Below are 24890 nucleotides of genomic sequence, written 5' to 3'. Positions count from 1 at the left end.
AGGCTTTCTTGATATTCAAAGTGATATTCAAAGACCTTCTGGTTAACCCCAGAGGGTTTTTTATTTGACTATATAGAGTTACATCGAAACTACCTCAAGTTGACTTAGTTAAGACACAGGAATAAATATTTCCCATGAAAACCAACAAACTACAAATAAGCCTAAATGACCACATTTACCTCAATCTCAAGAAACTGGCTGACAGTAATAGCATCTCTATGGCAGCCCAAGTCCGCTACCTTATTGCACAGGCAACCACGGAAAGACATTGAAGCCCTCAGCGATCACCAAGAGGAACTACAGAAATCCCTCAACCGCATTGAGGCAACTCTGGCAGAACAGGAGGCGACTTTGAACTTCATCGCCCAGCATCTGATTAACCGAGACAACTACTAAACTACTGAGGAAATACTGAAATGTTTAATGATTACACTAGTGAAAATGATTTAGCTAAAGGTAAAGCTGAGGCTGCTAAACTATTAGCCGAACTTAAGGTTAAGGAAGCTGCTATAAAGGCTGAGGAAAAGCGACGCATGGATGCCTTGGTCAAGAAACAACAAAGTAGCCTCAGAGTTCATGAGTTTAACAACAATGTTATCGAACAGGGGATTAAAAAAGGACTATTAAACTCCAGTAACTACCCTAAAATCTATGAACGCACAGTGAAAGACTTCGGGGAAGATAAGGGTCGAGATTTGTTTGTTAGAACTGTAGCCGGACTATTAACCCATGAGTACACCGGGGTCGAGTCCTCAACATTCAGAATAGGTAACGGAGGGCTTACATGGAGAGGACAGACCTACAGTAGCCCCCAGGAGTTGTACAGAGGAGTCCTAAGTTTGTTGCACGGGGAAGAAAACAACTTTGACCCTATGGGTGGTGATCATTGGTTCTCTGAAGTCCTCAATGGTGTTTTAAGAGGTTCTGATTGGTACAACGGGGAGATTTATGATCATGCTGCTTTCTCTCGCCATGTACAGGATTTGGTCAAGCTCACTGAGTTATCCAAAGTGAATCCTTTGGGTGAACCAGACGCTTCAGAGTTGACCCCTGATGATATGTTCTATATCAACAGTGTGCTAGGTAGAGCTTTATAGAGCCAAAGAGTATCTAATATTTCCTTAAAATATCCTCCCCAGTGGTCTTAGTTGGTCACTGGGGATTCTTTGTGATTTCTAGGGGTAGATTAGGTCAGCCTAAAATACCAGAATGATTGTACAAGGGTTAACCCTATGTGCCAGTTTATGCCTAAATGTGCCAGTTATGGGTAGCCATTGTAACTTACTGAGGTTATAATGGGAGTATACCAAGAAACAAAAGGAACAATGACTAACCAGAGAACCACTAGGAAAGTTAAGTTACAGGTTTGGTTAACCCAGGAAGAACATGAGCTACTGTCCCAGGCGGCTACTGAAACAGGTCAGGGGATGTCTAGTTATGTCCGGTCTACTGTACTGAAGGCGATCAAGGCAGACTTAGGATTATCCTTAGACATCCCGCAAGTATAAATACTGTTGAATATTGGATCTGACAAAGTATAAGAGTAAGGCATGAGGGTTACACCAATGAAAGTAAGAAGACAGAACGCACAACAGACACTCCGATTATCGACTGATACACAGAAGCAGCTAATAGCTTTAGGGGACAAGAGACAGCAGCCTATTTCAGAGATTATTAGGGATGCGATCGCTGAGTATCTTCTGAACAACAACTAAGCACTTAACCACCCAAAGGAACAGACAAATGGCTTACACAATCCCACAAATGATTCAGATGACCGAGGCTGCCAGAGACTTAGCAAGGGACAACCCCAACTATCGCAGCCCTGAGTTCTGGCAAGACTTACTAATAGATTTATCAGATGCCCAGATGGTCGCCAAGTATCCCTCGTACACCCCTGAAGACTGGGAATGGGCTTTTCTATTCGAGGAGTCCGATTACAACCAAGTTCATGAAACACATAACACATTAGAGCAACTGGATATCCTGAAGCGATCATCGGATTCTAATGTCCCTTAGATATCAAATAGGGTCAACCAGTAACCAGCTAGTTGACCCCAAAGACCAAAGATTCAAGATAACAGACAGGGTTAAGTGCCCAAGGATTCAAATAACCAGTTCACATAACAGAAGGAACTAAAGATGACTCTTAATAACCCTAATCAGTCAAACTTTTATTCTATCCCCCTCTCTGGGTTGGTATCATACCAGATACCACTACTTGGTATCAAAATAGGGATAATCTATTTATCTGTTTTACCCCCCTCTTTTTAATGGTATGATACCAGATACCATTAAAGTATAATAATACCTTCAATACTTCTAAAGACCTCTAAAATATCTAATAACATCCTATCTCTCTCTTTGTAATGGTATCATACCAGATACCATAAGATATGATACCAAATAGAAAACCCAGGTATTACCTGGGGATAAATAGGATAGGATAGGTATTATAGGCTACTCTGATGCGGATAGTTGAGCCTCTATTTTATCTAGTCTGTCTAAAATGGTAAGCTGGGTGGCTGGATAGCCCCCTAGAGCCTCTTGAATAGCCTCTAGGATTAGTTGGTGCTGAGACTTCCCTGTAATAGCCTTGGCAGATTCTAATAGCCCTTTAACATCTTCGGGAAGTCTAAGTAATGTTGTGTACTTTTTCATAACTGCTTAGTTATATAGTTATATATCATTATATCATTATATCTATAATCTGTCATTTTTTATCCTTCGGTATCTAGTTGTGGTATCTGGTATCACACCACCGACAAGAGGGGGATAGAATAAGGATTCCAGTAAAGCACCAACAATACATAGATAAAAATCTATGTAAACCATAAGATATTTCTATGATTTATTCCTTGGTGGTATAATGGTATGACACCATGCAAGAGAGGGGGATAAAAGTAAAACCTAAGTATAGTAAGGGTTTCATATCTGACCTTAGCGATCGCCCTAAATATGACAGATTATAGATAACATGGTATCATGGTATCATACCAAACATAAGTGGGGGATAGGAAGAAAATGTCTAACATGACTCTAAGATTAACTGAAGAACTAGAACAGCAGATCAAGGCAGTTATACAAACAACTGGCACAAGTAAACACCAGTTCATAATAGACGCGATTAAAGACTCATTATCTGGCAAGGTCTACCAGTCCTTAGATGCTGCACAGCAAGTCAAAGAACAGCTAGATGGTAACAGACCCATCACAGAATCCGCCTTAGACATCCAGAACGCACTGGATATGTTACAGGCACAAATCCATAGCCTTAAGAAAGAAAACAGAGACATTAAGGAAGAACTAACCAAGAAAAAAGAGGAGCCAGAGCATCAGTTTAAGGAAGGCTATGAGGTAACTAAACAATCAACTGTTAGGTTCTATATGCTGACATCCAGTAAGCAGTATGTACAGGAATGGAGTAAAGGCGGTGGTAAGCGAAAAGACAGATACAGATATCACCCTGAGCTAGGTATCATAACCAAAGAAGGTAAAACAAAGACAGGTAGAATGTCCTTTGGGATTGAGGATACTAACATAGAGGAGTTAAAAGTTAGCCCAGAGGGTTACTTTATCAGCCCATTAGGAAACCTTGGTTATGACCAAGAAACCTGGGCTATAGAGGAAGAGGAGGTTAAGGCTAACAGTGGTAGATGTGCAGATCCCTACAGATATTGGGCAAGTGAAGATGAGGAACTTATAGAAGATTTTGAACCCGGCATTACCCCAGAATACTTACACGAAACCTTCAGTATAGACTACAAAGACCTAGTTACCCGAAGAAAACTAGACCTCAATATTAATGGAGTTTGGAACGCGCTTCATTAAAGATTCTAATGGTATATGGAACAAAACAGGCTATCACCAAACCATCGATTATGCATCAAAGGCTAAAGTAACTAACTAATCAGGACAGGGCTACATGGGTAGCCCCTAATAGACCCTCAACGGATTCCGTCGAGGGTCTATTTGTTCCCTATCTTTTATGGGTAACTAAGGGTCAAGACGGGATACCCTTAAGGATTATTTTCTAGGGTTTTTTACATGGGGGATGGTCTTTAGGACTTCATCAATGATACTTAGCTGATCATCTGTATAGGCATAAGCTTTGTTTTTGTACTCTCCATCGGGACTTTGACGGTTCACGACGGCGCGGCTTGACTCCGAAGGTTTCTACAAACTCCTTAGTGACCCTGACTGCCAACAGGTGAAAATCACCTTTGGAGACTGCGATATTTTGCTGTTTCAAATATTCATTTAAGGTGGTTAGGTTACTAGCATCTTCTTTATCCCAGTCGCCTTTTAGTGGGTCAGCAATACTTAGGGAGTAGCTGGGGTGTTCTGTTTTTAACAGGTCGGCTAGCCGGGATAATATTTGCTTCTTGGTGAGGCTTTCCAATAATATGACCTCGACTACCTTTTTAGTTGACGATGGAATATTTAAATATACTTGCACTTTATTAAGCTCTTACTTGCATGAAGTTATACCTAATACTAGCCCTGGTTAACCCAGTGTGTCCACTTCCCTTTGTTTGACTCCATTACGGCAATCCCAAGTAGGGCTTTAGAGGCTGCGAAGCCATAATGGTAATACTTTATTGGCACTTCTGCGATCACCAACGCACAACCAAGGGATATCCAATGGACTAAATAAGTATACAGACACAACCAAAGACCCAAGGATACCTGATGACCCATAAGCAACTAGCTATTTTAAAAGCATTTACACCTAAACAGAAATCCATATATCGCCTATTGACCCCTGAGCAAAGACAGAGGCTCCTAAATGTCCTAGAACGCAAAAAAGCTGCATCTAGGGCACAACGGAGGGTCAAATAATGGCTAATAAGAAGCCCAGCGCGGTTGAGATATTACCAGATGACATTAGGGACTTGGTAGATGGTCAGTTAGATAGAGGAGTCCCAGTGCCCCAGATATCCAAATGGCTAGCTACCAGGGGACACAAGGTAACTTCTAGACAGATTTATGGCTACAAGGCTCAGATAGTTCCCAAGGCTCCCACGGCTACTTCAGTAGGTCAAGACAGCGCCAGCTATGAAGACTGTTCAGACCAGGATAAGTTTAAGAGGCTACTGAATATTGCTATGGCTAATGTAGATTATCTCAATGATTTCTTAAAGACCAGTGGCGATTTAAGTACTGCCAGGGCGCTACGAGAAATGATTGAGACTGCATCAGGGCTTCTGAAGTACCAGCTACAGTACAACCAGCCTGACCCTGTGACCCATGTAACCTTCAATATTGGGAGCCTAGAGGACACACTGGGTACACCTGAGTACCCCGATGGGAACTGGGCAAACCTCGGTAGCCATGAGGAAAATATACCCCATGATTAAGTAAGCCCCTCAGAATCCCTCAGATTACCCCCTAGAATCCCTTAGAGATACAAACGCCTCTAGGGGATTTTTAATACCCTTGTAGCCTTGGCAATCCTAAGTAAGGTCAACGGGGCTAAATACCCCCATTTGGGGGTATTATGGGGCACTTTTGCGATCGCTAATGGCTTCAATATCCCAAGTGCTATTTCCCGAACCAAAAAGCTTACAGGGTAAGAGTTTGGCGGCTTTTGGGGTTTATCTTTCCCGACCCAAATACCAGATTATCCGGTATTAACCGCATTGGGAACCAGAATATCCGGTTTCCAACCGCATTGGGAGCTTACATACCTAAGCCTTACCCTGTAAGCATCCTGGGAGTTTTTAGGGTCATTTAGCTGCCCCTAACCGCATTGGGACTCTAAGACCACCCGATGAGTATAAATACTTATGGGAAAATCCCATGTTATCCCTATTGCCCTTGTGGTTAAACCAGTAAATATTACGGCTTTACAGGAAGCCCCAGCGATCCCACTTATAGCCTCAGTAAAAGCTTATTTTCCGGCTTTTACTTTTGACTAAATATAAGAGACACATAAGCATTACCCCATAATGCAAAACCCTATGAGTAGTTAGCAGCTACCCACAGGGCTATCAATAAACCTTTATCTTCTTTAAAAACTTGTATGTCCATTATACCACATCTAGCGCTCAATGGCGCTAGTAAAAACTCTGATCATTTCAGTGACTCTTGGCAGTCCCGGCTAGCCTGTGGCAACTCATGGGAATATAGCCTAGCTGAGTACCTTAAGACTCAAGGGTTAGACAAAGTTTACCAACCAGACCAATACATGACATACCGATCGGTAGTTTATGGAGGTTACAGGGCTGACCCGGATAACTGGCGATCGCGGAGTCAGTCTAAGCTAGCCCAAGACTTGTACTCAAAGTACCAAAGGGACATCCGAGTTATCCACAATGGCAAAGGTTACAACTTAGAGGTCAAGTCCAAATCAGGCATCTTTGAAAACCATAACATATTAGTTGGCGGTATAGCAAGCCGATGGGAGCGCTATCGGTTCCCTGTTCACTTCATAGTCGCCATCGATCGCACCACGGGGGAAGCCAGGGTAACTGAGGCGGACAGGTTAACCAGAGAAACCAGTTGGTTAAGAATAAAGTCCCAGGAGTTATCCTATGGAGTCCCCAGGCAGTTATTCAAACCTCTGGATAGCTGGCTAGATTTTATTAGAGCCATATAACCAGCTAATAAACCCCTGGGACATCCGGGGGTTTCTTCATGGGTTAACCAGGTTACTAAAGTTCTGGTAGATTCAAGGGCACTGTGTTACCTGCATAGTGCTTCAGGATTATCTCAGGGCTGTTACCTACTAACTTAGCTACTGTGGAAACTGTTAACCCCTCAGCCAGCATCAGGGTAATAAATGTATGCCTAGTGTTATAGGGGCATCGGTAGCGCTCGATTTTGCCATCATCTAATAACCCTTGCATAACTCCATTGTAGTTTTTATTACTTGTCCTACCACCCTTCCAAACCTGAGTAGAGAATCTGGTATTGCTGATTATTCCCCCAGTGGGACTAGTGAATACCTGGGATTCTAGATCGACATCTTGGGGTCTAATGGACATTAAGAGATTATTAAGTTTACTGTTACAAGGGAACTTTCTAGCCTTACCAGTCTTAGTCCCCTTCCTAATATTTAGCTGGCTATCATAGGATTCACAGAAGTTAATCTGGGTGCATTCAGGGTTGATATGTTTCCACTGTAGGGCGATCGCTTCCCCAGTTCTACAGCCAGTCCAGAATAAGAACTTAACAAATGGGGCATAGTGCGCTCTGGTGTCCTCAAATGCTTTGATAATAATATTCATTTCTGCCTTACTGAAAGGGTCAATGGCATCTGAATCATGCTTTGGTAGCTTGATATCCTCTGACATCCCGGCAAATGGGTTGTCCTTAGCCAGCCCTGACCCCATAGCCCATTTACAGCAAGCCGCTAGGTAAGTTAATACTCTCTTGGCAGCATTAGGGGACAGTTGGGTTAACAGATGATCTCTGATAGCGATCGCCTGGGTTAAGTCCTTTGTCGGTAGCCCTTTAATATGATTAGTGTACTTTCTGGCATAGTCGCGCCTATAAGTAGTAGATGCTAGCTGTGGCTTCATATATGCACAGTATTGCTCCCATAGCCCCATTAGGTCAGTCTGAGGTGTCCTGGGGCTAACCAGGGTTAACTGAGGTTTCCTGTAGCACTCTAGTTTCTCTTTGTAGCGCTCAAGGGTTGGGTCAAGTTGCCCTGTGATTATCTCTTCTTCTATCCAGTTGGCTACTGAATCCACTCTGCGGCGATTAAGCTCATTGGCATCAAGCCCAGTACTGATGAATACCTGTTTACCCAGTGGTGTTACCGACCGAGGTAATCGGAGCCTTAGCTTGCCCCTGAACTCCTCAACACCTACATTACCCCTGGCTGTCCTAGCTGTCTTGGCTGTTCCCATCTGAATATCCTTAACCTCTATCTCCCTATGATGATATTCATTTTGATATTCAAAGTCAAGGGTGTTTGGTTGGATTATTGACCACAAAGGCGCTTAAGCTACCAAAAGGTGCGAAGCTACCGGTCTGCAAAACCTCCACCCCCGGTTCAAATCCGGGTGCCGCCTTTTAATAAATATAAGCATTACAGGGCTTTGAAGCCCTTTTTTAATGGGAGTTGTAAGGCTTGTTTGGAGAGCCTTACAATCTTTTTGAGGTAATTTTGGGTAGTTTGGGTAAAGAACTGGGGTAAAACTGGGGTAACATTCAACCAGCATCATAAATACTCCCTGGCCCAGAATAATTCTCATAAATATGTTGATAAACTTCTTGACATTTCTGTTCATATAGCTCATCAGAATAACTTTGGGGTAACTTATCCAAATTATCCTTAATTGCCACTTCCACCGATGCTCTGGTTTGCTGTCTCTTCTTCCAATCCAAAACTAATTTCTCTTGTTTGAGAGTTTTCAGTAATTCTTTGGCAACTTGTTTGACTTCTTGTTCTTCTTGCTTAGTCAGTTTAATTTCTGGTTTAGTCAGTAAGTCAAAAATTGCTAATTCTTCTTCAATCAGATTTTGCGCGATCGCTCTTTTATCTTCAACACCCAATTCTTGAGCAAAGTTAATCAAATCATTGAAGAATATCTGCACATTACGTGAGTCAGCATTGTATTCTGCTATCATCTGCTGAAATTTGTCCAGGTAGTTGATGCGAGTTTTATTTAACCTCACCATCTGCTGGAGTTTTTGCGCGATCGCAATTTTGAGTTTTTCTGTCTCTGTTCTCTGGTAGTCAGTACTAGCAAATTTATTTTTCAACGCTACAAAGTCGATTTGGCTTAAGTCGATGCGTTGACTGTGGGATTTTGTGATGACAAACTCTCCAGCAGTGATGGACAGATCCAACAGTTCCTCTACTTGTTCTATCACTTCGGACACATCAACTTCTGGTACTTCTGCCAGAATTTGGTCTTTGATTGTCTGCAAGTGAGCATTAATAGCGGTAAATTCATTAGCAGTAGGATCTGGGAGGATAGCTTTGTAGAGTTTGTTAACGTTACCTGCTAGGGAAAGATAAGTTTTTTTGACATCATCATTAATAATGATGCATTCCACTGCATCTGCCCAAAATTTGGTGCGTACAAAACCTTGTGCTGACTCCAGTACAGCAAAATCAATACCTTTTTGCGTACAGAATGTTGTGGTTTGAGCGATCGCTTCTCTCAATTGTGCCACTAAAGCTGTTTTTGCTTTAACTGGGGTATCTTCTTCTTTAATCCCACCACCAGATGCGGAACCATACAGCGCTTCCCGGTATTATGCAATACAGTTTTTCTTATTGCCTCTCTCCTAACATAGCTTTTAGCTTTGAGGATGTACCTCATAGCTGCCGGAAGTGCTGTAAATAGCTAGTGCTTTCTGTAAATCTCGAAAGACACCAATGTAATCAACAATTAAACCATTGACTTTACCTGGGAAAACACGATTTGCTCTGGCAATGGTTTGCATGAGACTATGGTTCTTCATCGGTTTGTCTAAGTAAATGGTGGAACAACTGGGGACATCAAATCCAGTCATCCACATAGCGCAGACAAATATAATGCGTAGGGGATGAGATGGATCTTTGAATTTTTCATCCAGTGGGGGAGATTCACTCACTAACCTCTGGCGGTGAGGCGTAATGTCTAATTCTTTTTTCTGAAATGCTTCTACTTCGTTTTGAGACTGAGATATGACTACTGCCATATCTGTTTTTTCCATATATTTAATTGTGACTGATAATTTTTTTTGTTCAAATTCGCTTAAATTAGATTGAGCAAGTTGATTTTTAAACTGCTGGAGGTGTTGTTGCCAGTGGTGCTGGACTTTATTGTACATTTTGACAGCAGTAAATCTGTCAATGCTAACAATCATTGCTTTACCCTGGTATCCTCTACCCAGTAAGTGGGTGACAATATCTTGAGCAATTTTCTCTAATCGGTCATCTCTGGTAATTAATTGATATTCTCTGGCGCATTGTCTTTCTAGTTTCTTCTCTTCTTCCTCATCTATTGTTGCTGATTCGATGATTTCTGCTATATCTTCATTAAGTGCATCATTAGTAAGTTGCAATTCAGGAATTCTGTTTTCATAGTAGAGGGGAACTGTGGCGCTATCTTCTATTGATTGCCGGAAATTATAAATGCTGATGTAATTACCAAAAGTTTTTTTGGTTTCTTGTTCTCCTAACATTAGAGGTGTACCAGTGAAACCAATGAATGCTGCATGGGGTAAAGCATTTCTCATGTTGAGCGCGAATGTGTCATACTGACTGCGGTGTGCCTCATCAGCAATGACGATAATATCTGATCTATCAGAAAGTTGGGGATAGGTTCCGCCTTTATCGGTGCGGAATTTTTGAATCATCGTGAAGATGTAGCGATGATCTTCTTGCAGGAGTTGTTTAAGGTGTTCTCCACAACTGGCGCGGACATTTTTTTCGATTTCTGTCACAGCACCAGCGTATGCAAAGTTTTTGTAGATTTGTTCGTCTAAGTCTTCTCTGTCGGTGATAATCACAAATGTCCAGTTCCCATAGAGTTTTCGCACCACTTTTTGGGAGAAGAAGACCATTGAATAACTTTTACCGCTACCTTGGGTATGCCAAAATACTCCTAATCTGCCTTGGTTGGTTTTGATTTCCTTTACTGCGGTAACTGCTTGGTTAACACCTAAATATTGATGATTTTTGGCAACGATTTTAACTAAACTACCTTTAGCAGCGTAAAAGAAAATAAAATTTTCAACTAAATCTAGTAATCTAGTAGGTTCACAAGTACCTCTAATAATGGTGTCTAGAGAAATTATCCCTTCTTCTCCTTCAGAATTTATTTTCTTCCACTCAGCGAAATGTTCCCATTTGGCAGTTAAGCTACCAATGCGACTTTTTATGCCATTAGAGAGGATGATAAATGCGTTGTACCAGAATAGTTGAGGAATAGTTTGCTTGTAATCTGTGAGATTGTTTTTATAGGCAAGTTCTAAGCGTTGGTGATGTGCTTTAAGTTCAATGAAGACTAAAGGTAAACCATTGATAAACCCAATTAAGTCTGTTCTTCTGGTGTAAATTTCTCCTGTCACCCAGAATTGAGACGCGAGAAAAAAGTTATTATTTTCTGGGTGATTCCAGTCAATGACTTTGACTGTTTCTGTTTGTTCTTCACCGTCATCATTTTTAAAACTGACTTTTACCCCATCTTTGAGGAGTTGATAAATTTCTGCATTCGCATTAGCTAAACTCAACGTGCTTCTGTCACGAGTTAATTCTTCAATGGCCAGTTGGATTGCTTCGGTGGGTAAGTCAGGGTTTAAGTTTTGTATAGCTGATTGCAATTTGGGAATTAAAACTACCTCACCCTTTGTTTCTCTACCCAGTGTGCTGTTTGTACCAAAGGTTTCATCGTAACAGTTGCTTGTTTGCCATTGCAGTTGAGAGAATAGCTTAATGGTGGCATTCTCTAACGCTGCTTCTGAGTCTGGGTGAGGTGGATGCATAGGTATGGAGTATCGATTTACTCCATTTTTAACTCAAAAGTTCAGCGTTGGGAATTGATAGGGTTAAGGAACGTAGACGCAAAGCCTCAACCCAATCTACACAGGTTGATTGCAGTGTGACAAAGTTTGAAGTACCTCAACACGACTTTGGAGTACCTCAACACGACTTTGGAGTACCTCAATACGACTTTGAAGTACCTCAATACGACTTTGAAGTACCTCAATACGACTTTGAAGTACCTCAATACGACTTTGAAGTACCTCAATACGACTTTGAAGTACCTCAATACGACTTTGAAGTACTTCAACACGACTTTGGAGTACCTCAATACGACTTTGAAGTACCTCAACACGACTTTGAAGTACCTCAATACGACTTTGGAGTACCTCAATACGATTTCTATGTATCTGTTGCTTATACCAAATTGCCTTTGGTTGTCATTTTTAACGCAATCTTGAAAAAGATTGCTCAGACATCGAGATCAAAAGATTTGCGATCGCACTTGAATTACACTTAGTGCATCAGCTTAAGTCATTGCCAACAGTGTACCAAAATCTAGATTACCAATTGTTGACCAGTGGACAGCTTCAAATCCCGCATTTTCTAAGACTAGAACCCAGTCAGGAGAAAGATTCATATCAAATAAAATTTTCATGCCCAAGCAAGGGGTACTTCAATTTCTTCTACCCGCCATGCAGCATAAGCTATAGCTTTATAGGGTGACTATTTTAACTCTGCTAATGGGCGAATAGCTAGCACTGCATCGCTGGGCATTTTTGCTACTGCTGACATAGGAACAGTAAAAATAGCGATAGAGTCACCTGCTGCGTTGAACACTTCTAATATATAGCCATCTTCACCACCGCTTGGATGAGTCACATAATCAATTAGCATGGCGACATCACCCTGTTTGAGGTTGTATTCTGGGCAATCACGACACAGAGCAACGTACTGATATAGTTCCAATTTCATCATCATTAAGTTTGTAATTGTTTAAGCAGCTATATCTTCTGTGGTGATTTCTAGGTGTTCTACGTCGATTTCTCCTGAGATGAGTTTGGGGAGGAGTAAATCGCGGGTTTGGCGGAGATTGTGATTTTTAGCAATTAAACAATGGCAATTTTTAATCATTGCTTCTGCAATATTAAAGAATTTATGTTGAATATCTATAGATGGTACAACTACAGGAAATTTTGCAAAATCTTTTAAAATAATTCTGGGTATCGCTGCACCTGATACATAGTTTTTTAATCTAGATTTAACTGGAGGATCTAATAAATGAAAAACTAATATATAGGGAAGTATATTATCAAGATTTGGTCTGACAATCGCTATAGAAGATAAAATAACTAGGTCTATTTCTTTTTCGACAACAAACATATGCTTTAGATAGGTATTACCATCTTTAGCAATTAGAATGTCATTTTTTAAGGGTTTACAATCATTACGGACTAACTTCTCATAATCATGTTGAGAAATTTTTCTACATGATTCAACATTGAGTCCCCAAGTAGACATATCTTTTACAGATGCCATTGGGTATCCTTTATCAACTGACTTAGGACTCCAGTGAGAACCATCAGTAATACGTTGACAAACTTCTGATAGTTGTTTTACCTCCCACCCTTCAGGGATTAGCCCCAATTCAGAATCAACCATTTTGGTGTGTTCATGACCAGGGAAGCGGAATTTGACAAACCACTCATGGTAGAGGGTTTGTGCCATTTCTTCTAATATTTTGATGCGTCTTGTGTTGTTTTCTATTAGGTCATCATACGCTGAGAGTATGCCAGCGATTTTCTTCTGCGTGGGGAGTTCATGAACTTGTATTTCAATATTTTCAAAACTACTTTTATTTACATTTTCGCGTCCAGATGTCGAGCCAGCATTTAATTGTTTAAGATAAGGGACATACTTTCGCATCAAATAATATATATAAAGTGGGTCATACTTAGATTTGTTGACCACAATACTGTTTAGTTGCTGGTTGGTAAAACACGTTTGACTTGTGAGGCACATCTTCTTACCAATTGTGCCAATACAAACAACGGATATAGAATTTTTAGGTAGTACCTTGAGTTTTTGATATTCATATCCTGCATCAGATAATGTGATTTCAGTATCAAAAATATATCTTTGATCTTCCGTAATATCAGAAGGTTTTATAAAAAGATACTTACCCCCAAAATATTGTTGATTAACTGTTGGTGGTGTTGTGCCTGTGATAACTTTTCCTAAATCTTTGATTTTGATTGTCTGAGTTAATTGTGTTTTTTTCATAAATATTTAAATATTTTATTTTTAATTAATCTCTTTATTACTAGGTTGCTTTGAAGAAAGGTAGTTTTGTAGGGTGTATTATGCCGAAGGCTAACGCAGCATCCTAAATTTTCGGTACGTTAAAACTAAAGTTTATAACGCACCCTACCAAAACTTAAACTTAAAAATTTATTCTTCATTCTCAAACAAAGACTCCAAATTTCGATTACCACTCACCACACGCAAAATTTCTATCCCGTCATCAAGAACTTGATAAAGAATTACATACCCATCTAGAGGTAAACCACGCATTGACGCTCTAATATGAGCATAACTGCGTCCCATTTTGGGAAAATTTGCTAAACTTTCGCACTTTTTATTAAATTCTCTAAATAACTTTTCTCCTACTTCTAAATTTCTTGTGAGAAAGTAATCAGCAATTTCGTTTAAATCTCGACTTGCAGATGGTGCAATAATGTAATTACTCATTCCTGACCCTCACGCGCTTTTTGGAATCTGTCGAGTATTTGCATCACTACAGTTTCACCATCTAAACCTTCGCCGCGCTCAAGTTCTGCAATTGCAACATCAACTTTTTGCCGAGTTTCTTCTACCCATTCTTGATACTCCTTATCTGATTCTTCCAGCAATTTCAATGCTTTACTAATCACTTCCTCAGCATTTGCATATCTACCTGTAGCAAGTTGCGCTTGAATAAATTGCTCGATTTCTGGTTTAAGTGTGATGTTCATAACTATTACCTCAGCTAAAAGAATGGATGCATTAACTTTGTTCTAACAACTTTGCCACATTCTCTGCAATTCTCTCCTCTAATTCCCTCGCTTCCAGATTCAAAACTTCCAATTCTTCATTCAACTCTTCCAACTTCTCAGTAAAAACAAAATCATCCACTACCCGTTCCGCAACACCCACATAACGTCCAGGGTTTAAACTCCATCCCTGCGCGGCGATTTCTTCTAAAGTTGCTACCTTACAAAGTCCAGCTATATCAATATATTGCCCTTGCGGAAATTTCTCCGCCAGCAAAGCTTGACTTCCATCGCTAGTCTCTACCGCTTCACCTCTGTATAACCTGACAATATTCGCCAAAAATTCAATCTGTTCGGCGCTAAATTCCCGATGTGCGCGGTCAATTTGACGGTAAATGTGCCTAGCATCCAGAAATAATACCTTATCCCTGCGGATAGTCTCTGCTTTCCCCTTATCCAAAAACCACAGAGTACAGGGCAAAGTAACAGTGTAGAAAAAATTAGAACCAACAGCAATCATCACATCGACTGCATGAGATTGGATAAGTTTCTGCCGAATTTCTAACTCAGTTCCTCGCGCATCACTGGCAGAATTAGCCATCACAAATCCTGCCCTACCTGTTTCATTTAATGCACTCCAGAAAAAATGAATCCACAAGTAATTAGCATTATCTGCTTTGGGCATTCCTAATTTACTAACACGCGGATCTCCTTTGATTTTTTCTTTGTCCACCTTATCGACATTAAAAGGTGGATTTGCCATCACAAAGTCAAATGTATCTACTGACTCGTGAATGTCTTCATAATAAGTATTGCTCTGGCGAATATCCCCTGCAAGTCCATGTACCGCCAAGTTCATCTTACATAAGCGGACAGTTTCACCTACTTTTTCTTGCCCATAAATACTAATTTCTGTGCTGGGATTCTTCTTGTGTCTTTCAACAAAAGATGCACTTTGGACAAACATACCACCACTTCCACAAGCAGGATCATAAATTCGTCCATGATATGGTTCAATGACTTCGACAATTAATTTCACCACAGAAATAGGAGTAAAGAATTCTCCCCCCTTCTGTCCCTCAGTCATCGCAAATTTACCCAGGAAGTATTCATAAATCTTCCCGAAAGCATCCCCTGATAAATCTGTGCCTAATTCGACTTTGTTAAAATTTTTCAGCAAATCAAATAACAGGTCGTTTTCGAGGCGATTATAAGTTTTAGGAAGAATATCCTTTAATTCTTCATTCTCTGCTTCAATGGCACGCATGGCATCATTGATTCCCTTGCCAATATCTGCGCTTCCTGGTAAATTCAGCAGTGTAGAGAATCTAGCAGCATCAGGCAAATACATTACACCCTTTGCTTGGTAGTCTGCTTTGGTAACTCCACGTCTTTTACTACCTGTATTTCTCAGATCCTCCTCAGCATGGGTAAATTTCCAGTCAGCGTAGCGGAGGAAAATTAACCCCAGTACCGGGATGGAATACTCACTAGATTTTAGCTTGGAGTTAGCGCGTAACTCATCTGCTGCTTCCCATAAACGTTTCTCCAAGTCAGTAGTATTAGCAGCCATAGTCAGACATCAGATTATCAAATCTACTCATCATAGGATAGTTTGTGTGTTACCTACCACTCGGTGAGCTATCAAGTTGAGCATAAACCTTGAGATAATGACATCTTAGACAGAAAAAAGGCGATGTCTGGCGACAAGAAGCAGAACTTCTACGCCTTTTTTGATTTGATGGAGAATTATGTTGTGTGCAATGTGTGCGATGTCTACGACGGGCTAGCGCCTACGCACTAATACCAATTTAATGTGAAGTTGCACATATCTTGATCCGCCTAAATCCCCCGATAAATTGGGGGACTTTGAATTCCCCCCTTATAAAGGCTACCGTGTATACACAAGTCTGAAATAGCTGATTAACCAGGGTTTTACCCCACCCTAACCCTCCCCTTGGAAAGGGGAGGGAACTAGATTTTCCGGTTTCCCCCCTTGGAAAGGGGGGATTAAGGGGGGTAATTCGAGTTGTGTATACACGGTAGCCTTTTTAAGGGGGGCTAGGGGGGATCGAATTCTATGCAGCTTCATAAAGAATTGGTATAATGCGATCGCAGTTTCTGTGTTAGCAACTAAATACCAGGCATTTACAGGGTATATTGCCAGTTTTTACAACAATTTCAATACATCGCCCACTTTTTAGGGAATAGAATTTGCGATCGCTTATTCCCGGAGATGTTGGGGATTGGAGTCTTTTACAAGTTAGTCCTAATCCTGGTGAAGTCATGAGCATTTTGAATTGGGTAAGGCTTTTCGCCAAGCGTTAGCTTATATTAGCTGGCAGTTGAGCGCGAATTTCATTTGCACAAGTACGACCCTCTTCAACATCGCTAATATTAGCAAAAGTTGTTTCTGCAATATTGTGGAGAGCTTCTGCTGTAAAAAAGGCTTGATGTCCGGTAATGAGTACATTAGGAAACGTTGTCAGACGCTGAAAAATATCATCTTGAATAATTTCACCAGACAAATCTTCAAAAAACAATTCTGATTCTTGTTCGTAGACATCCACACCAAGATAGCCAATTTTACCAGACTTCAATCCCTCAATCACTGCTTGGGTATCAATCAGCGCTCCTCGGCTAGTATTAATTAGCATTACACCTGGCTTAATTTGTTCTATAGCCTTAGTGTCAATCAAGTGATGCGTTTCAGGAATCAGGGGACAATGCAGGGAGATAATATCAGAGTTGGCAAATAGCTCAGGTAGTTCTACATACTTTCCACCTAGCGCCTCCAATTCGGGATTGCGATAAACGTCGAATGCGAGTAGCTGACAGCCAAACCCCTTCATAATCTGTCCTAAAATCAGACCAATTTTGCCAGTGCCGATAATCCCCACTGTGCGCTCATGTAAATTGAATCCCAACAGTCCATCTAAAGAAAAATTACCTTCTCGAACACGGTTGTAGGCACGATGAATTTTGCGATTTAGACTCAAAATCAATCCGACAGCGTGTTCTGCTACCCCATAAGGTGAATAGGCGGGAACACGGACAACGGTAATTCCTAAATCTGCTGCGGCTTGTAAGTCTACATTGTTAAACCCTGCACAGCGAAGAGCAACCAGGCGAGTTCCCCGTGAGGCGAGAATCTCTAAAGTTGGGGCATCAACCTGATCATGTACAAATACGCAAACTGCGGGAAATCCGGCAGCAAGGATAGCAGTATCCCGATTTAAACGGGGTTCAAAAAACACTAACTCGTGTTGGGTGGGAGAATTTACAGTTGATAAAAACTTGCGATCGTAGGCTTTTGTACCGAAAACTGCTACTTTCATGCAAAACCTCAAGCTGCACGGTGTTCGAGTACATAATATCTTGACGTTGAGAGAAACGATGTCTAGGACAAGCCTAGCTGAGGCATCTGTCAGCATTAGGATTGATATTTGTGCAAGCGATTTGAGAACTAAAGCAAAAATTTATAATTCAGGTAATCAACCAATCATTTTTTCCAAAGCAAGCTGCAAATCTCTTGTCAAATCGCTCACAGCTTCTCTAGCTGCCAAGCGATCGCCTTGACAGTTTTGAGAGCGTTCTGTAACTGAAATTGGCTCTCCCACAGTGATTTGTGCCTGTCGCAAACCTAACCGAGGTCGTCCCGGAAGTGTTGTATCCTGAATTCGGGAAAGCATATCATATATAAGCAAGGCTGTTTCTGCAAACCGTTCTGCTGTCGGTTGTTCCTGAATATAAGTAGCTGTGACTGCAACAAAACTTTCCACTATCCGCATGTGTCGCATTCGCAAGTCTGCTTCTTGGGCAATCCAGTCTGCCAAACCGCGTTTGAAAGCTGGTAAACCATTGATATCTGGCAAATCTTCCCGATAAATGTAATTCCAACCAGCCTCTTCTAAGCGCCGACAGCGATCGATAAAATTACCCTGCGCTTGAACGCCAAAATATTGCTCACTAACTTGTAAAGACTTATCTAGTAACCGATGGAGTCGAGCAATTAATATCTGATTATGACTAGCAGATTCATCGAAAGTCGGCGGGAAACTCAATCCCCTTGTGGGTGGAGAGGGATAACCGCCCGCCGACTTGGGGCATTGGGCATTGGGCATTGGTGACTCTTCCCCATGCCCAAAAACTCCATCCCCTTGTGGGTGTAGTTTTTCATCAATTGAAATGGTTTTTGGGATGTCTTGATGATAGAAGCGACGATAAAACTCTTCCATCTCAGTAATAAGATATTCAACTAAGTGACAGAGGCGTTGATAGTAAATCTCTTCGCGGCGTAGCCCAACCCAGGCATCGCCCAAATCGATTTCCTTAACTTCCAAACCACTATCAGCTTCCAACTTAGTCAACAGCCAATCCAGTTTAGACCAAGGTGGCTCAACGTAGCGATACTGGATGGCGATCGGTACAATAATTACAGTCTCAGTCCGATTAGCTTTTTGTAAGTCTTCTACACACCAGAACCCTAATTGAGCAACACCAGGTTCTAAGGGGCTAACAATACCACTATGACCATTAGTACCGCCTTCTGGTGCCACTGCGATCGGTAGTTCGCCATTAGCAAACAACTCCCGTGCAGTTTGGATTGCTTGCCGATCTATTCGCTTACCCCGACGAACCGGTACTCCTCCTATCAGTGAAAACAACCAACCCAGCCACTTCCCAGCCCAAACCGTCATACCCCGGTCATAAAGAAAATAGCTGTGAACAAGAGATTGTAATGTAATACCTTCCTGACGAGCAATCTGTGGCACAATGCGGGAAAGCAAATACAGCATACAAAGGGGATCTTCCACCTCTGGGTGGCGAAATGCCAACAGAAAGCGAATTTTTCCAGACTGGAATTGTTGATAAAGTTCAGCTAATACCTCAACATTCTTCGCTTCAACCTTGACAATACCAGCTTGTAGCCAAGGGCGAGTGCGAAACCGTAGTGCGATCGGCAGTAACCACCGAACAATCTGGAGTATCAACGGGTTCAACCGTTGGGGAATAAATTTTAGTGGTGGTTGAGTAGACTGAATCGATCTAGGCAAGTCGCTCTCCAGATTGTATTTGTAGCGATTGTACAACGTGAAGTCTTGCTTTGCGTAAACCCGCAGCCTCTTGTTGTCAAACATCGCTCAGTTTTACTTGTCTAAGGATAGAACTCAAGTAGCGAATTAAAAATTAGTTTGGATGTTTAGGAAAATTTCGTAATAAATAGCCAAACACTGTTAAGTTCAACAAAAATATGAATATTTTTATAGCAGATATTCCCTGAATTAATTCATAAATCTCTAGTGGAATACTGATACCAACAAGTCCCAATACTAAAAGATGTGCCCAACGCTTTTCGTACCATAAACCAATGGCTTCAATAATAGTAACAATAGCATATATTCCGGCTCCAATCCCGCTAAATGCCAGAGTTCTAGGATTTAAATTAAGAACTTTATTTAGAAGCAAATCAATGATTATTGATTTACCTTCTAAAACATAATTTTCTGAAAAAGCCTCTAGAGTTTGATAATTTTTTAATGTCAATAATAAAGCAATTGAAGTAACCAGAAGCAGAAAAGCAGTAAACGATTTATAAAGAACAATTGCCACTAACCCTAATGGACGCTTTTTCAAACAACCCCCTAAATTATATAAAAATTAACTGGCTCTGGAGATGCTAACTAAGATGCTTATTGTAGCAATATTTAATCGCCCTATTTTCCCCTTTGCTCATACAATTAAAAGCGCCCATCTGTGCGCCCATACTCATTCAAATGACAATCACTATAAATATTGTTGCGGAAGATTTAGTTAAGGCTGCTGTCAGTGCTAAAAAATTACCTTCGCAAGCTTTGAACGATCAAAATTACCTTAGTGCTGTTAAGTCACAGTTGACTTCTTTTCTTTATATATGTAGAGATTTCTCTAACTAAGTACGGCTTTCAACAGAGACAATTGGACGCAATACTAACTTATACCAATTCACGAAAAGCCTGATAAGCTAAAAATCTTTTAATTTGCATCCTCAAAAAAATGAATCTCTTGTGGGGTGGGCATCTTGCCATTGGTGTCAAGTTAAATGCGCGACAGCTTACACATAGATTTATCGTAGGGGCATGGCATTGCCATGCCCTTACCAGCATATTTGTATCATTATTAAAGTTAAATGGTATTGGATCTCGCCTAACTCCTTGCCTACCAAGGAAAAAACCGCATTCCCTATCAAGGGATGGGGCTTTGATTTATGTAAATGTCCGTAGGCATAGCCTAGGCTGTTGACTTTGATGAAAATTTGGGCGTTTTTGACTCATACTATTTTTGTGTCATTGCGAGCTTTGCGAAGCAATCCCAGAGATTTTGCGATTGCTTCGCAAAGCTCGCAATGACTACACATATTTTGCATGATTTGTTGACTTCTAAAAAGGCACAGAGTCAACACCCTAGGCATAGCCTGCGGCAGGCTACGCATCTTCCTATAAATTAGAGACTTTTAAGTAAGTAGACGCAATTAAATATTAAGATGTCATTGCTCGCAATGACTACACATATTTTGCATGATTTGTTGACTTCTAAAAAGGCACAGAGTCAACACCCTAGGCATAGCCTGCGGCAGGCTACGCATCTTCCTATAAATTAGAGACTTTTAAGTAAGTAGACGCAATTAAATATTAAGATGTCATTGTGAGCGGAACGAAGTGAAGCGTAGCAACGGAACTCTTAGAGAAGCTCCGCGAACACTTCGTACTCTGCGGGAAGGCTTAGACCCACCTACTTAGTTAAAAAACATCCCATCCCTGCGGGACGCTCCGCCAATGTAGGGGTAGAATACCTTGCGCCCTTACAAATCTTCAAATAATTTGGGATAATTTATTTTTTGCAAATCCCTTACATTTAATGGAGGTTAGCGGACTCGAACCGCTGACATCCTGCTTGCAAAGCAGGCGCTCTACCAACTGAGCTAAACCCCCATACTATTAAAATAGTAGGTAACTTTGATTGCCCTTGTTATTCTAACTTATATTGTTCCATTACCAAAAGGATGAAGCCAGAAAATATCCAAGTTGTGGCAGCACTGTATAAATTTGTCAAATTGCCAGATTTTGCCGAGAAACGAGATCCTCTGCTGTCTTACTGCCAAGGGCAAGGTGTTAAGGGGACAATTTTGTTGGCGCAAGAAGGCATTAATGGTACAATTGCGGGTTCGCGTCAGGCGATTGACTCTGTTCTCTGTTTTCTGCGTTCTGACCCCCGTTTAGCAGACTTAGAATATAAAGAGTCCTATACCGAAAACCCGCCCTTTGAGCGGATGAAGGTACGGTTAAAGCAAGAAATTGTTACTTTGGGGTTGCCTGAAATTGACCCAAATGAGCAAGTTGGCATCTATGTCAGTCCCCAGGAATGGAATGATTTAATTTCTAATCCAGAAGTAACCGTGATTGACACCCGCAATGATTATGAGGTGAATATCGGTACTTTCCAAGGAGCGGAAAATCCCCAAACTGAATCATTCCGCGAGTTCCCCGATTATGTGCTAAAGCATCTTGACCCAACTAAACACAAAAAGGTTGCTCTGTTTTGTACAGGCGGCATTCGCTGTGAAAAAGCCTCATCCTTCATGCTTGCCCAAGGCTTTTCAGAAGTTTATCATCTCAAAGGTGGCATTCTCAAGTATTTGCAGGAAGTTCCAGCACAAGAAAGTTTATGGGAAGGGGAATGTTTTGTTTTTGACGAGCGGGTAGCCGTCAGTCATGGGTTAGAGGAAGGGAATTGTGAGCGGTGTTTTTGTTGTGGGCGACCAATTTCTGAAGAAGATAAGGTATCTCCAAAGTATGAGCAAGGTATCTCTTGTGCGTATTGTTTTGATAGTCTTACCGAGGAAAAAAGAGCGCGTCAACAAGAAAAATGGCGTCACTACCAAACCCAAGTTGTTAACAAAAATCGGGATGTGAGTTAAAGAAGAATTCAAAATCAGGGGTTGCATATTTGCGGGATGGCATTGGTGTCAACTTAACGTGAAAGCCAGCCTATAACTAGCTTTTAGATATTGCCTCCTTCTCTCGTTCCCCTGCTCCGACTGGGAATACCGTCCTTGGGGCTGCCTCCCTTGCTGGCGGCAGAGCCGCTTTTGAGTTGTATTTCCAGCCTCTGGGCTGGAAACTAGATTTGAAAGGGCTTTCAACTTAAGTTGACATAAATGGCAAGATGCCCATCCCACAAAAACAGTAAAATCATTCCGCAAATATGCAACTTTAGAAATACTTAACTGAACTGTAAAAAAATAGAGCAGTTGCACTGTAATACAACTGCTCTAAAAAATACTTGGATAGATATTTTTTACCTATCCACAGACCCCATAATTACGTCAACACTACCGAGAATAACCACAATATCTGCAACCTTCATGCCGCGCAGTAAATGTGGAACAATTTGGAGATTGTTGAAATCTGCGGCGCGAATCTTCCAACGTGCAGGGAAGACATTATCATCGCCAACCAAATAAATTCCTAATTCACCTTTACCACTTTCTACACGGGCGTAGATTTCACCCTTGGGCATCTTGAAAGTGGGAGAAACCTTTTTACCAATGAATTGGTAATCAAATGCGTCCCACTCGGATTTTTTACCTGCGGCTAAACGCTTGGCTTCCAGATTTTCGTAAGGGCCGCCAGGAAGTCCTTTAATTGCTTGGCGAATAATCTTCACAGATTCGCGCATTTCCCGCATCCGCACTACGTAACGGGCAAAGCAATCCCCGGCGGTTTCCCACTGCACATCCCAGTCGAAATCGTCGTAGCATTCGTAATGGTCAACTTTCCGCAAATCCCATTGCACGCCAGATGCGCGTAACATTGGGCCAGAAAGTCCCCAGTTAATTGCTTCTTCACGGGTGATAGTACCAAGTCCCTCAACACGTCGCCGGAAGATGGGGTTATCAGTTACTAAGCGTTCGTACTCATCAATTTTGGGTAATAAGTACTCGCAAAATTCCAGACACTTATCTACCCAACCGTAAGGTAAATCGGCTGCTACCCCACCAATGCGGAAGTAGTTGTTATTCACCATCCGATAACCTGTAGCAGCTTCCCACAAATCATAAATCATCTCCCGCTCACGGAACTGGTAGAAGAAGGGAGTTTGAGCGCCTACGTCAGCGAGGAAGGGGCCAAACCACAGCAAGTGGTTAGCGATACGGTTCAACTCCAGCATGATGACGCGGATGTAGCTAGCGCGTTTGGGGACAGCGACACCTGCAAGTTTTTCTGGGGCGTTGACAGTGACGGCTTCGTTGAACATTCCCGCCGCGTAGTCCCAGCGACTAACGTAAGGGACATACATTACATTAGTACGGTTCTCGGCGATTTTTTCCATTCCTCGGTGCAAATAGCCGATGACCGGTTCACAGTCAACAACATCCTCGCCATCCAGAGTCATGATTAGCCGCAGAACCCCGTGCATTGAGGGGTGGTGTGGCCCCATGTTTAGCACCATTGGTTCAGTGCGGGTTTCTAGTCTGGTCATAGATTTTGTGTTCTCCGTTCGTGAAAATTTTGAATTGAACCGCCTAGATGCCAACCACAGCCGATTTATCTAGTCTGCCAAAATGAGGTTTGTAGGGGCAATCTATATAATTTTGACTCTACAGGGTTATGTTGGAGAGAGGATAGCAGCGAAGGTGTTGTAATTGTTTAATTTCGTTGCACCTCTTCAATTATTATAGGGAAGCTTGATATGCAAGGGATTGAGGCACAGGTTTTTTTTCATCTAATCTCTTTTTCCATTTAAAATCTTGATGTTGTTAAATCCTGTTCAATCTTGTATAAGTTAGTGTCTAAGGCGAATGGTACGTATACAGCCAACAGATATTTATATTTATAAACAGACCCACTCACAGTACTGAAGATGTGATTAAAGTATCATCAGTAGTAAAATTTATAGGTTAAAAAAGCTTTAATTATTTAGGGGTTGTTAGATGCACGAGAAAAATCAGAAAAGTATACATGAAGAAGTACACTCAACAATAAATTGGCTAAATGAAAGAAGAAATGCTCTTAAAGAGCGTTTACAGGAAAGTATTTTGGAAGGAACCAGTGAAAATTTAGTAGATGCTGATGATAATGTAGCGAGGAAGGAGATAATCCGAAAAAATTTAATAAAGTATATTGAAATCAAAAATGAAATTGAATTTTGTAATGAATTGAAGAAGCAACTGTTAAAGGATGAAGACGACTTTCTCAACGCTGAAGGGAAACCTGTTGTGTTTAGTGAGCCACTGTTAAACTTGGACTTAGATAGTATTCCTGAGCCAAGACTTTGGGAGGATTAAGTAAAATATTGCGTAGTGTCAGCGCAGAAATGGGGTGCTTGTCATACTGTCAGCCCTGTTACAGTGTGACAGCCCTAAATCATGAATCTTCTCTATTTTA

The 24890-nt window shown here is 41.3% G+C and carries 26 protein-coding genes and 1 tRNA gene; 11 read left to right on the top strand and 16 right to left on the bottom strand.

The features are described 5' to 3' along the window. Window positions 1-165: 165 nt before the first annotated feature. The 5 genes from ANSO36C_RS03645 (at window position 166) to ANSO36C_RS03625 (ending at window position 2019) form a co-directional block, all read left to right on the top strand. The gene (locus ANSO36C_RS03645) at window positions 166-396 is read left to right on the top strand and encodes a hypothetical protein (protein ID WP_251958429.1); all 231 of its coding nucleotides are present in this window, start codon (window positions 166-168) and stop codon (window positions 394-396) included. A 20-nt stretch (window positions 397-416) separates the two neighbouring features. Then, entirely contained in the window at window positions 417-1097 is a 681-nt protein-coding gene (locus ANSO36C_RS03640; protein WP_251958428.1) for a hypothetical protein, read from the top strand. Between the two features lie 228 nt (window positions 1098-1325). Continuing rightward, complete coding sequence (locus ANSO36C_RS03635; protein ID WP_251958427.1) at window positions 1326-1508, top strand: plasmid mobilization protein; 183 nt, start codon at window positions 1326-1328, stop codon at window positions 1506-1508. Between the two features lie 42 nt (window positions 1509-1550). Continuing rightward, window positions 1551-1715 carry a ribbon-helix-helix protein, CopG family gene (locus ANSO36C_RS03630; protein ID WP_251958426.1) on the top strand — a complete coding sequence of 55 codons (165 nt, stop codon included), beginning with the start codon at window positions 1551-1553 and terminating at the stop codon, window positions 1713-1715. A gap of 28 nt (window positions 1716-1743) precedes the next feature. Further along, a complete protein-coding gene (locus ANSO36C_RS03625; protein WP_251958425.1) occupies window positions 1744-2019 on the top strand; it encodes a hypothetical protein in 276 nt (91 codons plus the stop codon). Window positions 2020-2460: 441 nt separating this feature from the next. Here the strand turns inward: ANSO36C_RS03625 and ANSO36C_RS03620 are convergent, their stop codons facing one another. Beyond that, window positions 2461-2661 carry a hypothetical protein gene (locus ANSO36C_RS03620; protein ID WP_251958424.1) on the bottom strand — a complete coding sequence of 67 codons (201 nt, stop codon included), beginning with the start codon at window positions 2659-2661 and terminating at the stop codon, window positions 2461-2463. Window positions 2662-3033: 372 nt separating this feature from the next. Here ANSO36C_RS03620 and ANSO36C_RS03615 point away from each other — a divergent pair, with 372 nt between their 5' ends. Beyond that, complete coding sequence (locus ANSO36C_RS03615) at window positions 3034-3831, top strand: hypothetical protein (RefSeq protein ID WP_251958423.1); 798 nt, start codon at window positions 3034-3036, stop codon at window positions 3829-3831. Between the two features lie 259 nt (window positions 3832-4090). Here the strand turns inward: ANSO36C_RS03615 and ANSO36C_RS03610 are convergent, their stop codons facing one another. Then, window positions 4091-4402 (bottom strand): hypothetical protein, encoded by a 312-nt coding sequence (locus tag ANSO36C_RS03610; RefSeq protein WP_251958422.1) that lies wholly within the window; start codon window positions 4400-4402, stop codon window positions 4091-4093. 439 nt (window positions 4403-4841) lie between these two features. On the opposite strand from ANSO36C_RS03610, the gene ANSO36C_RS03605 reads away from it, so the two are divergent. Further along, entirely contained in the window at window positions 4842-5360 is a 519-nt protein-coding gene (locus ANSO36C_RS03605) for a DUF3486 family protein (protein ID WP_251958421.1), read from the top strand. Window positions 5361-6025: 665 nt separating this feature from the next. Then, complete coding sequence (locus tag ANSO36C_RS03600) at window positions 6026-6601, top strand: hypothetical protein (protein WP_251958420.1); 576 nt, start codon at window positions 6026-6028, stop codon at window positions 6599-6601. 55 nt (window positions 6602-6656) lie between these two features. Here ANSO36C_RS03600 and ANSO36C_RS03595 read toward each other — a convergent pair whose 3' ends face one another. From ANSO36C_RS03595 to ANSO36C_RS03585, 3 genes are all read right to left on the bottom strand, one after another. Further along, window positions 6657-7859, bottom strand: a complete 1203-nt coding sequence (locus ANSO36C_RS03595) for a site-specific integrase (RefSeq protein ID WP_251958419.1) — start codon at window positions 7857-7859, stop codon at window positions 6657-6659. Window positions 7860-8163: 304 nt separating this feature from the next. Continuing rightward, window positions 8164-9135 carry a type I restriction enzyme endonuclease domain-containing protein gene (locus ANSO36C_RS03590; protein WP_251958418.1) on the bottom strand — a complete coding sequence of 324 codons (972 nt, stop codon included), beginning with the start codon at window positions 9133-9135 and terminating at the stop codon, window positions 8164-8166. A 126-nt stretch (window positions 9136-9261) separates the two neighbouring features. Beyond that, the gene (locus tag ANSO36C_RS03585) at window positions 9262-11433 is read right to left on the bottom strand and encodes a type I restriction endonuclease subunit R (RefSeq protein ID WP_251958417.1); all 2172 of its coding nucleotides are present in this window, start codon (window positions 11431-11433) and stop codon (window positions 9262-9264) included. A 116-nt stretch (window positions 11434-11549) separates the two neighbouring features. Between ANSO36C_RS03585 and ANSO36C_RS03580 the strand changes: the two genes are divergently transcribed. Continuing rightward, on the top strand, window positions 11550-11951 hold the full coding sequence (locus ANSO36C_RS03580; RefSeq protein WP_251958416.1) for a hypothetical protein: 402 nt from the start codon (window positions 11550-11552) through the stop codon (window positions 11949-11951). A gap of 9 nt (window positions 11952-11960) precedes the next feature. Here ANSO36C_RS03580 and ANSO36C_RS03575 read toward each other — a convergent pair whose 3' ends face one another. From ANSO36C_RS03575 to ANSO36C_RS03530, 10 genes are all read right to left on the bottom strand, one after another. Then, on the bottom strand, window positions 11961-12089 hold the full coding sequence (locus tag ANSO36C_RS03575; RefSeq protein ID WP_251958415.1) for a DUF5615 family PIN-like protein: 129 nt from the start codon (window positions 12087-12089) through the stop codon (window positions 11961-11963). A gap of 68 nt (window positions 12090-12157) precedes the next feature. Beyond that, window positions 12158-12412 carry a DUF4926 domain-containing protein gene (locus ANSO36C_RS03570; protein WP_251958414.1) on the bottom strand — a complete coding sequence of 85 codons (255 nt, stop codon included), beginning with the start codon at window positions 12410-12412 and terminating at the stop codon, window positions 12158-12160. Between the two features lie 15 nt (window positions 12413-12427). Further along, entirely contained in the window at window positions 12428-13714 is a 1287-nt protein-coding gene (locus tag ANSO36C_RS03565; RefSeq protein WP_251958413.1) for a restriction endonuclease subunit S, read from the bottom strand. Window positions 13715-13882: 168 nt separating this feature from the next. Beyond that, the gene (locus tag ANSO36C_RS03560; protein WP_251958412.1) at window positions 13883-14182 is read right to left on the bottom strand and encodes a type II toxin-antitoxin system RelE/ParE family toxin; all 300 of its coding nucleotides are present in this window, start codon (window positions 14180-14182) and stop codon (window positions 13883-13885) included. Then, complete coding sequence (locus tag ANSO36C_RS03555) at window positions 14179-14445, bottom strand: type II toxin-antitoxin system ParD family antitoxin (protein WP_251958411.1); 267 nt, start codon at window positions 14443-14445, stop codon at window positions 14179-14181. The genes ANSO36C_RS03560 and ANSO36C_RS03555 overlap by 4 nt, the downstream gene beginning before the upstream one ends. 31 nt (window positions 14446-14476) lie before the next feature. Further along, complete coding sequence (locus ANSO36C_RS03550) at window positions 14477-16036, bottom strand: type I restriction-modification system subunit M (RefSeq protein ID WP_251958410.1); 1560 nt, start codon at window positions 16034-16036, stop codon at window positions 14477-14479. A gap of 751 nt (window positions 16037-16787) precedes the next feature. Beyond that, on the bottom strand, window positions 16788-17801 hold the full coding sequence (locus ANSO36C_RS03545; RefSeq protein ID WP_251958409.1) for a 2-hydroxyacid dehydrogenase: 1014 nt from the start codon (window positions 17799-17801) through the stop codon (window positions 16788-16790). Between the two features lie 156 nt (window positions 17802-17957). Continuing rightward, window positions 17958-19520 (bottom strand): lysophospholipid acyltransferase family protein, encoded by a 1563-nt coding sequence (locus ANSO36C_RS03540; RefSeq protein WP_251958408.1) that lies wholly within the window; start codon window positions 19518-19520, stop codon window positions 17958-17960. Window positions 19521-19653: 133 nt separating this feature from the next. After that, entirely contained in the window at window positions 19654-20100 is a 447-nt protein-coding gene (locus tag ANSO36C_RS03535) for a DUF2127 domain-containing protein (protein ID WP_251958407.1), read from the bottom strand. Between the two features lie 1261 nt (window positions 20101-21361). Continuing rightward, window positions 21362-21434 (bottom strand) — tRNA-Ala (locus tag ANSO36C_RS03530). Between the two features lie 71 nt (window positions 21435-21505). On the opposite strand from ANSO36C_RS03530, the gene trhO reads away from it, so the two are divergent. Next, window positions 21506-22420: an oxygen-dependent tRNA uridine(34) hydroxylase TrhO gene (trhO, locus tag ANSO36C_RS03525; protein WP_251958406.1), complete on the top strand. Its 915-nt coding sequence runs from the start codon at window positions 21506-21508 to the stop codon at window positions 22418-22420. A gap of 380 nt (window positions 22421-22800) precedes the next feature. Here trhO and ANSO36C_RS03520 read toward each other — a convergent pair whose 3' ends face one another. After that, window positions 22801-23985 (bottom strand): NAD(P)H-quinone oxidoreductase subunit H, encoded by a 1185-nt coding sequence (locus tag ANSO36C_RS03520; RefSeq protein ID WP_251958405.1) that lies wholly within the window; start codon window positions 23983-23985, stop codon window positions 22801-22803. 451 nt (window positions 23986-24436) lie between these two features. On the opposite strand from ANSO36C_RS03520, the gene ANSO36C_RS03515 reads away from it, so the two are divergent. Continuing rightward, a complete protein-coding gene (locus ANSO36C_RS03515) occupies window positions 24437-24790 on the top strand; it encodes a hypothetical protein (RefSeq protein WP_251958404.1) in 354 nt (117 codons plus the stop codon). Window positions 24791-24890 lie beyond the last annotated feature (100 nt).

Origin of the sequence: Nostoc cf. commune SO-36 (genome assembly GCF_023734775.1) — a bacterium.
GTDB classification, from domain to species: Bacteria; Cyanobacteriota; Cyanobacteriia; order Cyanobacteriales; family Nostocaceae; genus Nostoc; species Nostoc commune_A.
This window is presented reverse-complemented; position numbering and strand designations above follow the sequence as displayed.

Coding starts and splice junctions, on each gene's coding strand:
- ANSO36C_RS03645 (WP_251958429.1), top strand. CDS start 166: ATGACCACATTTACCTCAATCTCAAGAAACTGGCTGACAGTAATAGCA.
- ANSO36C_RS03640 (WP_251958428.1), top strand. CDS start 417: ATGTTTAATGATTACACTAGTGAAAATGATTTAGCTAAAGGTAAAGCT.
- ANSO36C_RS03635 (WP_251958427.1), top strand. CDS start 1,326: ATGACTAACCAGAGAACCACTAGGAAAGTTAAGTTACAGGTTTGGTTA.
- ANSO36C_RS03630 (WP_251958426.1), top strand. CDS start 1,551: ATGAGGGTTACACCAATGAAAGTAAGAAGACAGAACGCACAACAGACA.
- ANSO36C_RS03625 (WP_251958425.1), top strand. CDS start 1,744: ATGGCTTACACAATCCCACAAATGATTCAGATGACCGAGGCTGCCAGA.
- ANSO36C_RS03620 (WP_251958424.1), bottom strand. CDS start 2,661: ATGAAAAAGTACACAACATTACTTAGACTTCCCGAAGATGTTAAAGGG.
- ANSO36C_RS03615 (WP_251958423.1), top strand. CDS start 3,034: ATGACTCTAAGATTAACTGAAGAACTAGAACAGCAGATCAAGGCAGTT.
- ANSO36C_RS03605 (WP_251958421.1), top strand. CDS start 4,842: ATGGCTAATAAGAAGCCCAGCGCGGTTGAGATATTACCAGATGACATT.
- ANSO36C_RS03600 (WP_251958420.1), top strand. CDS start 6,026: ATGTCCATTATACCACATCTAGCGCTCAATGGCGCTAGTAAAAACTCT.
- ANSO36C_RS03595 (WP_251958419.1), bottom strand. CDS start 7,859: ATGGGAACAGCCAAGACAGCTAGGACAGCCAGGGGTAATGTAGGTGTT.
- ANSO36C_RS03585 (WP_251958417.1), bottom strand. CDS start 11,433: ATGCATCCACCTCACCCAGACTCAGAAGCAGCGTTAGAGAATGCCACC.
- ANSO36C_RS03575 (WP_251958415.1), bottom strand. CDS start 12,089: ATGAAAATTTTATTTGATATGAATCTTTCTCCTGACTGGGTTCTAGTC.
- ANSO36C_RS03570 (WP_251958414.1), bottom strand. CDS start 12,412: ATGATGATGAAATTGGAACTATATCAGTACGTTGCTCTGTGTCGTGAT.
- ANSO36C_RS03565 (WP_251958413.1), bottom strand. CDS start 13,714: ATGAAAAAAACACAATTAACTCAGACAATCAAAATCAAAGATTTAGGA.
- ANSO36C_RS03560 (WP_251958412.1), bottom strand. CDS start 14,182: ATGAGTAATTACATTATTGCACCATCTGCAAGTCGAGATTTAAACGAA.
- ANSO36C_RS03555 (WP_251958411.1), bottom strand. CDS start 14,445: ATGAACATCACACTTAAACCAGAAATCGAGCAATTTATTCAAGCGCAA.
- ANSO36C_RS03550 (WP_251958410.1), bottom strand. CDS start 16,036: ATGGCTGCTAATACTACTGACTTGGAGAAACGTTTATGGGAAGCAGCA.
- ANSO36C_RS03545 (WP_251958409.1), bottom strand. CDS start 17,801: ATGAAAGTAGCAGTTTTCGGTACAAAAGCCTACGATCGCAAGTTTTTA.
- trhO (WP_251958406.1), top strand. CDS start 21,506: ATGAAGCCAGAAAATATCCAAGTTGTGGCAGCACTGTATAAATTTGTC.
- ANSO36C_RS03520 (WP_251958405.1), bottom strand. CDS start 23,985: ATGACCAGACTAGAAACCCGCACTGAACCAATGGTGCTAAACATGGGG.
- ANSO36C_RS03515 (WP_251958404.1), top strand. CDS start 24,437: ATGCACGAGAAAAATCAGAAAAGTATACATGAAGAAGTACACTCAACA.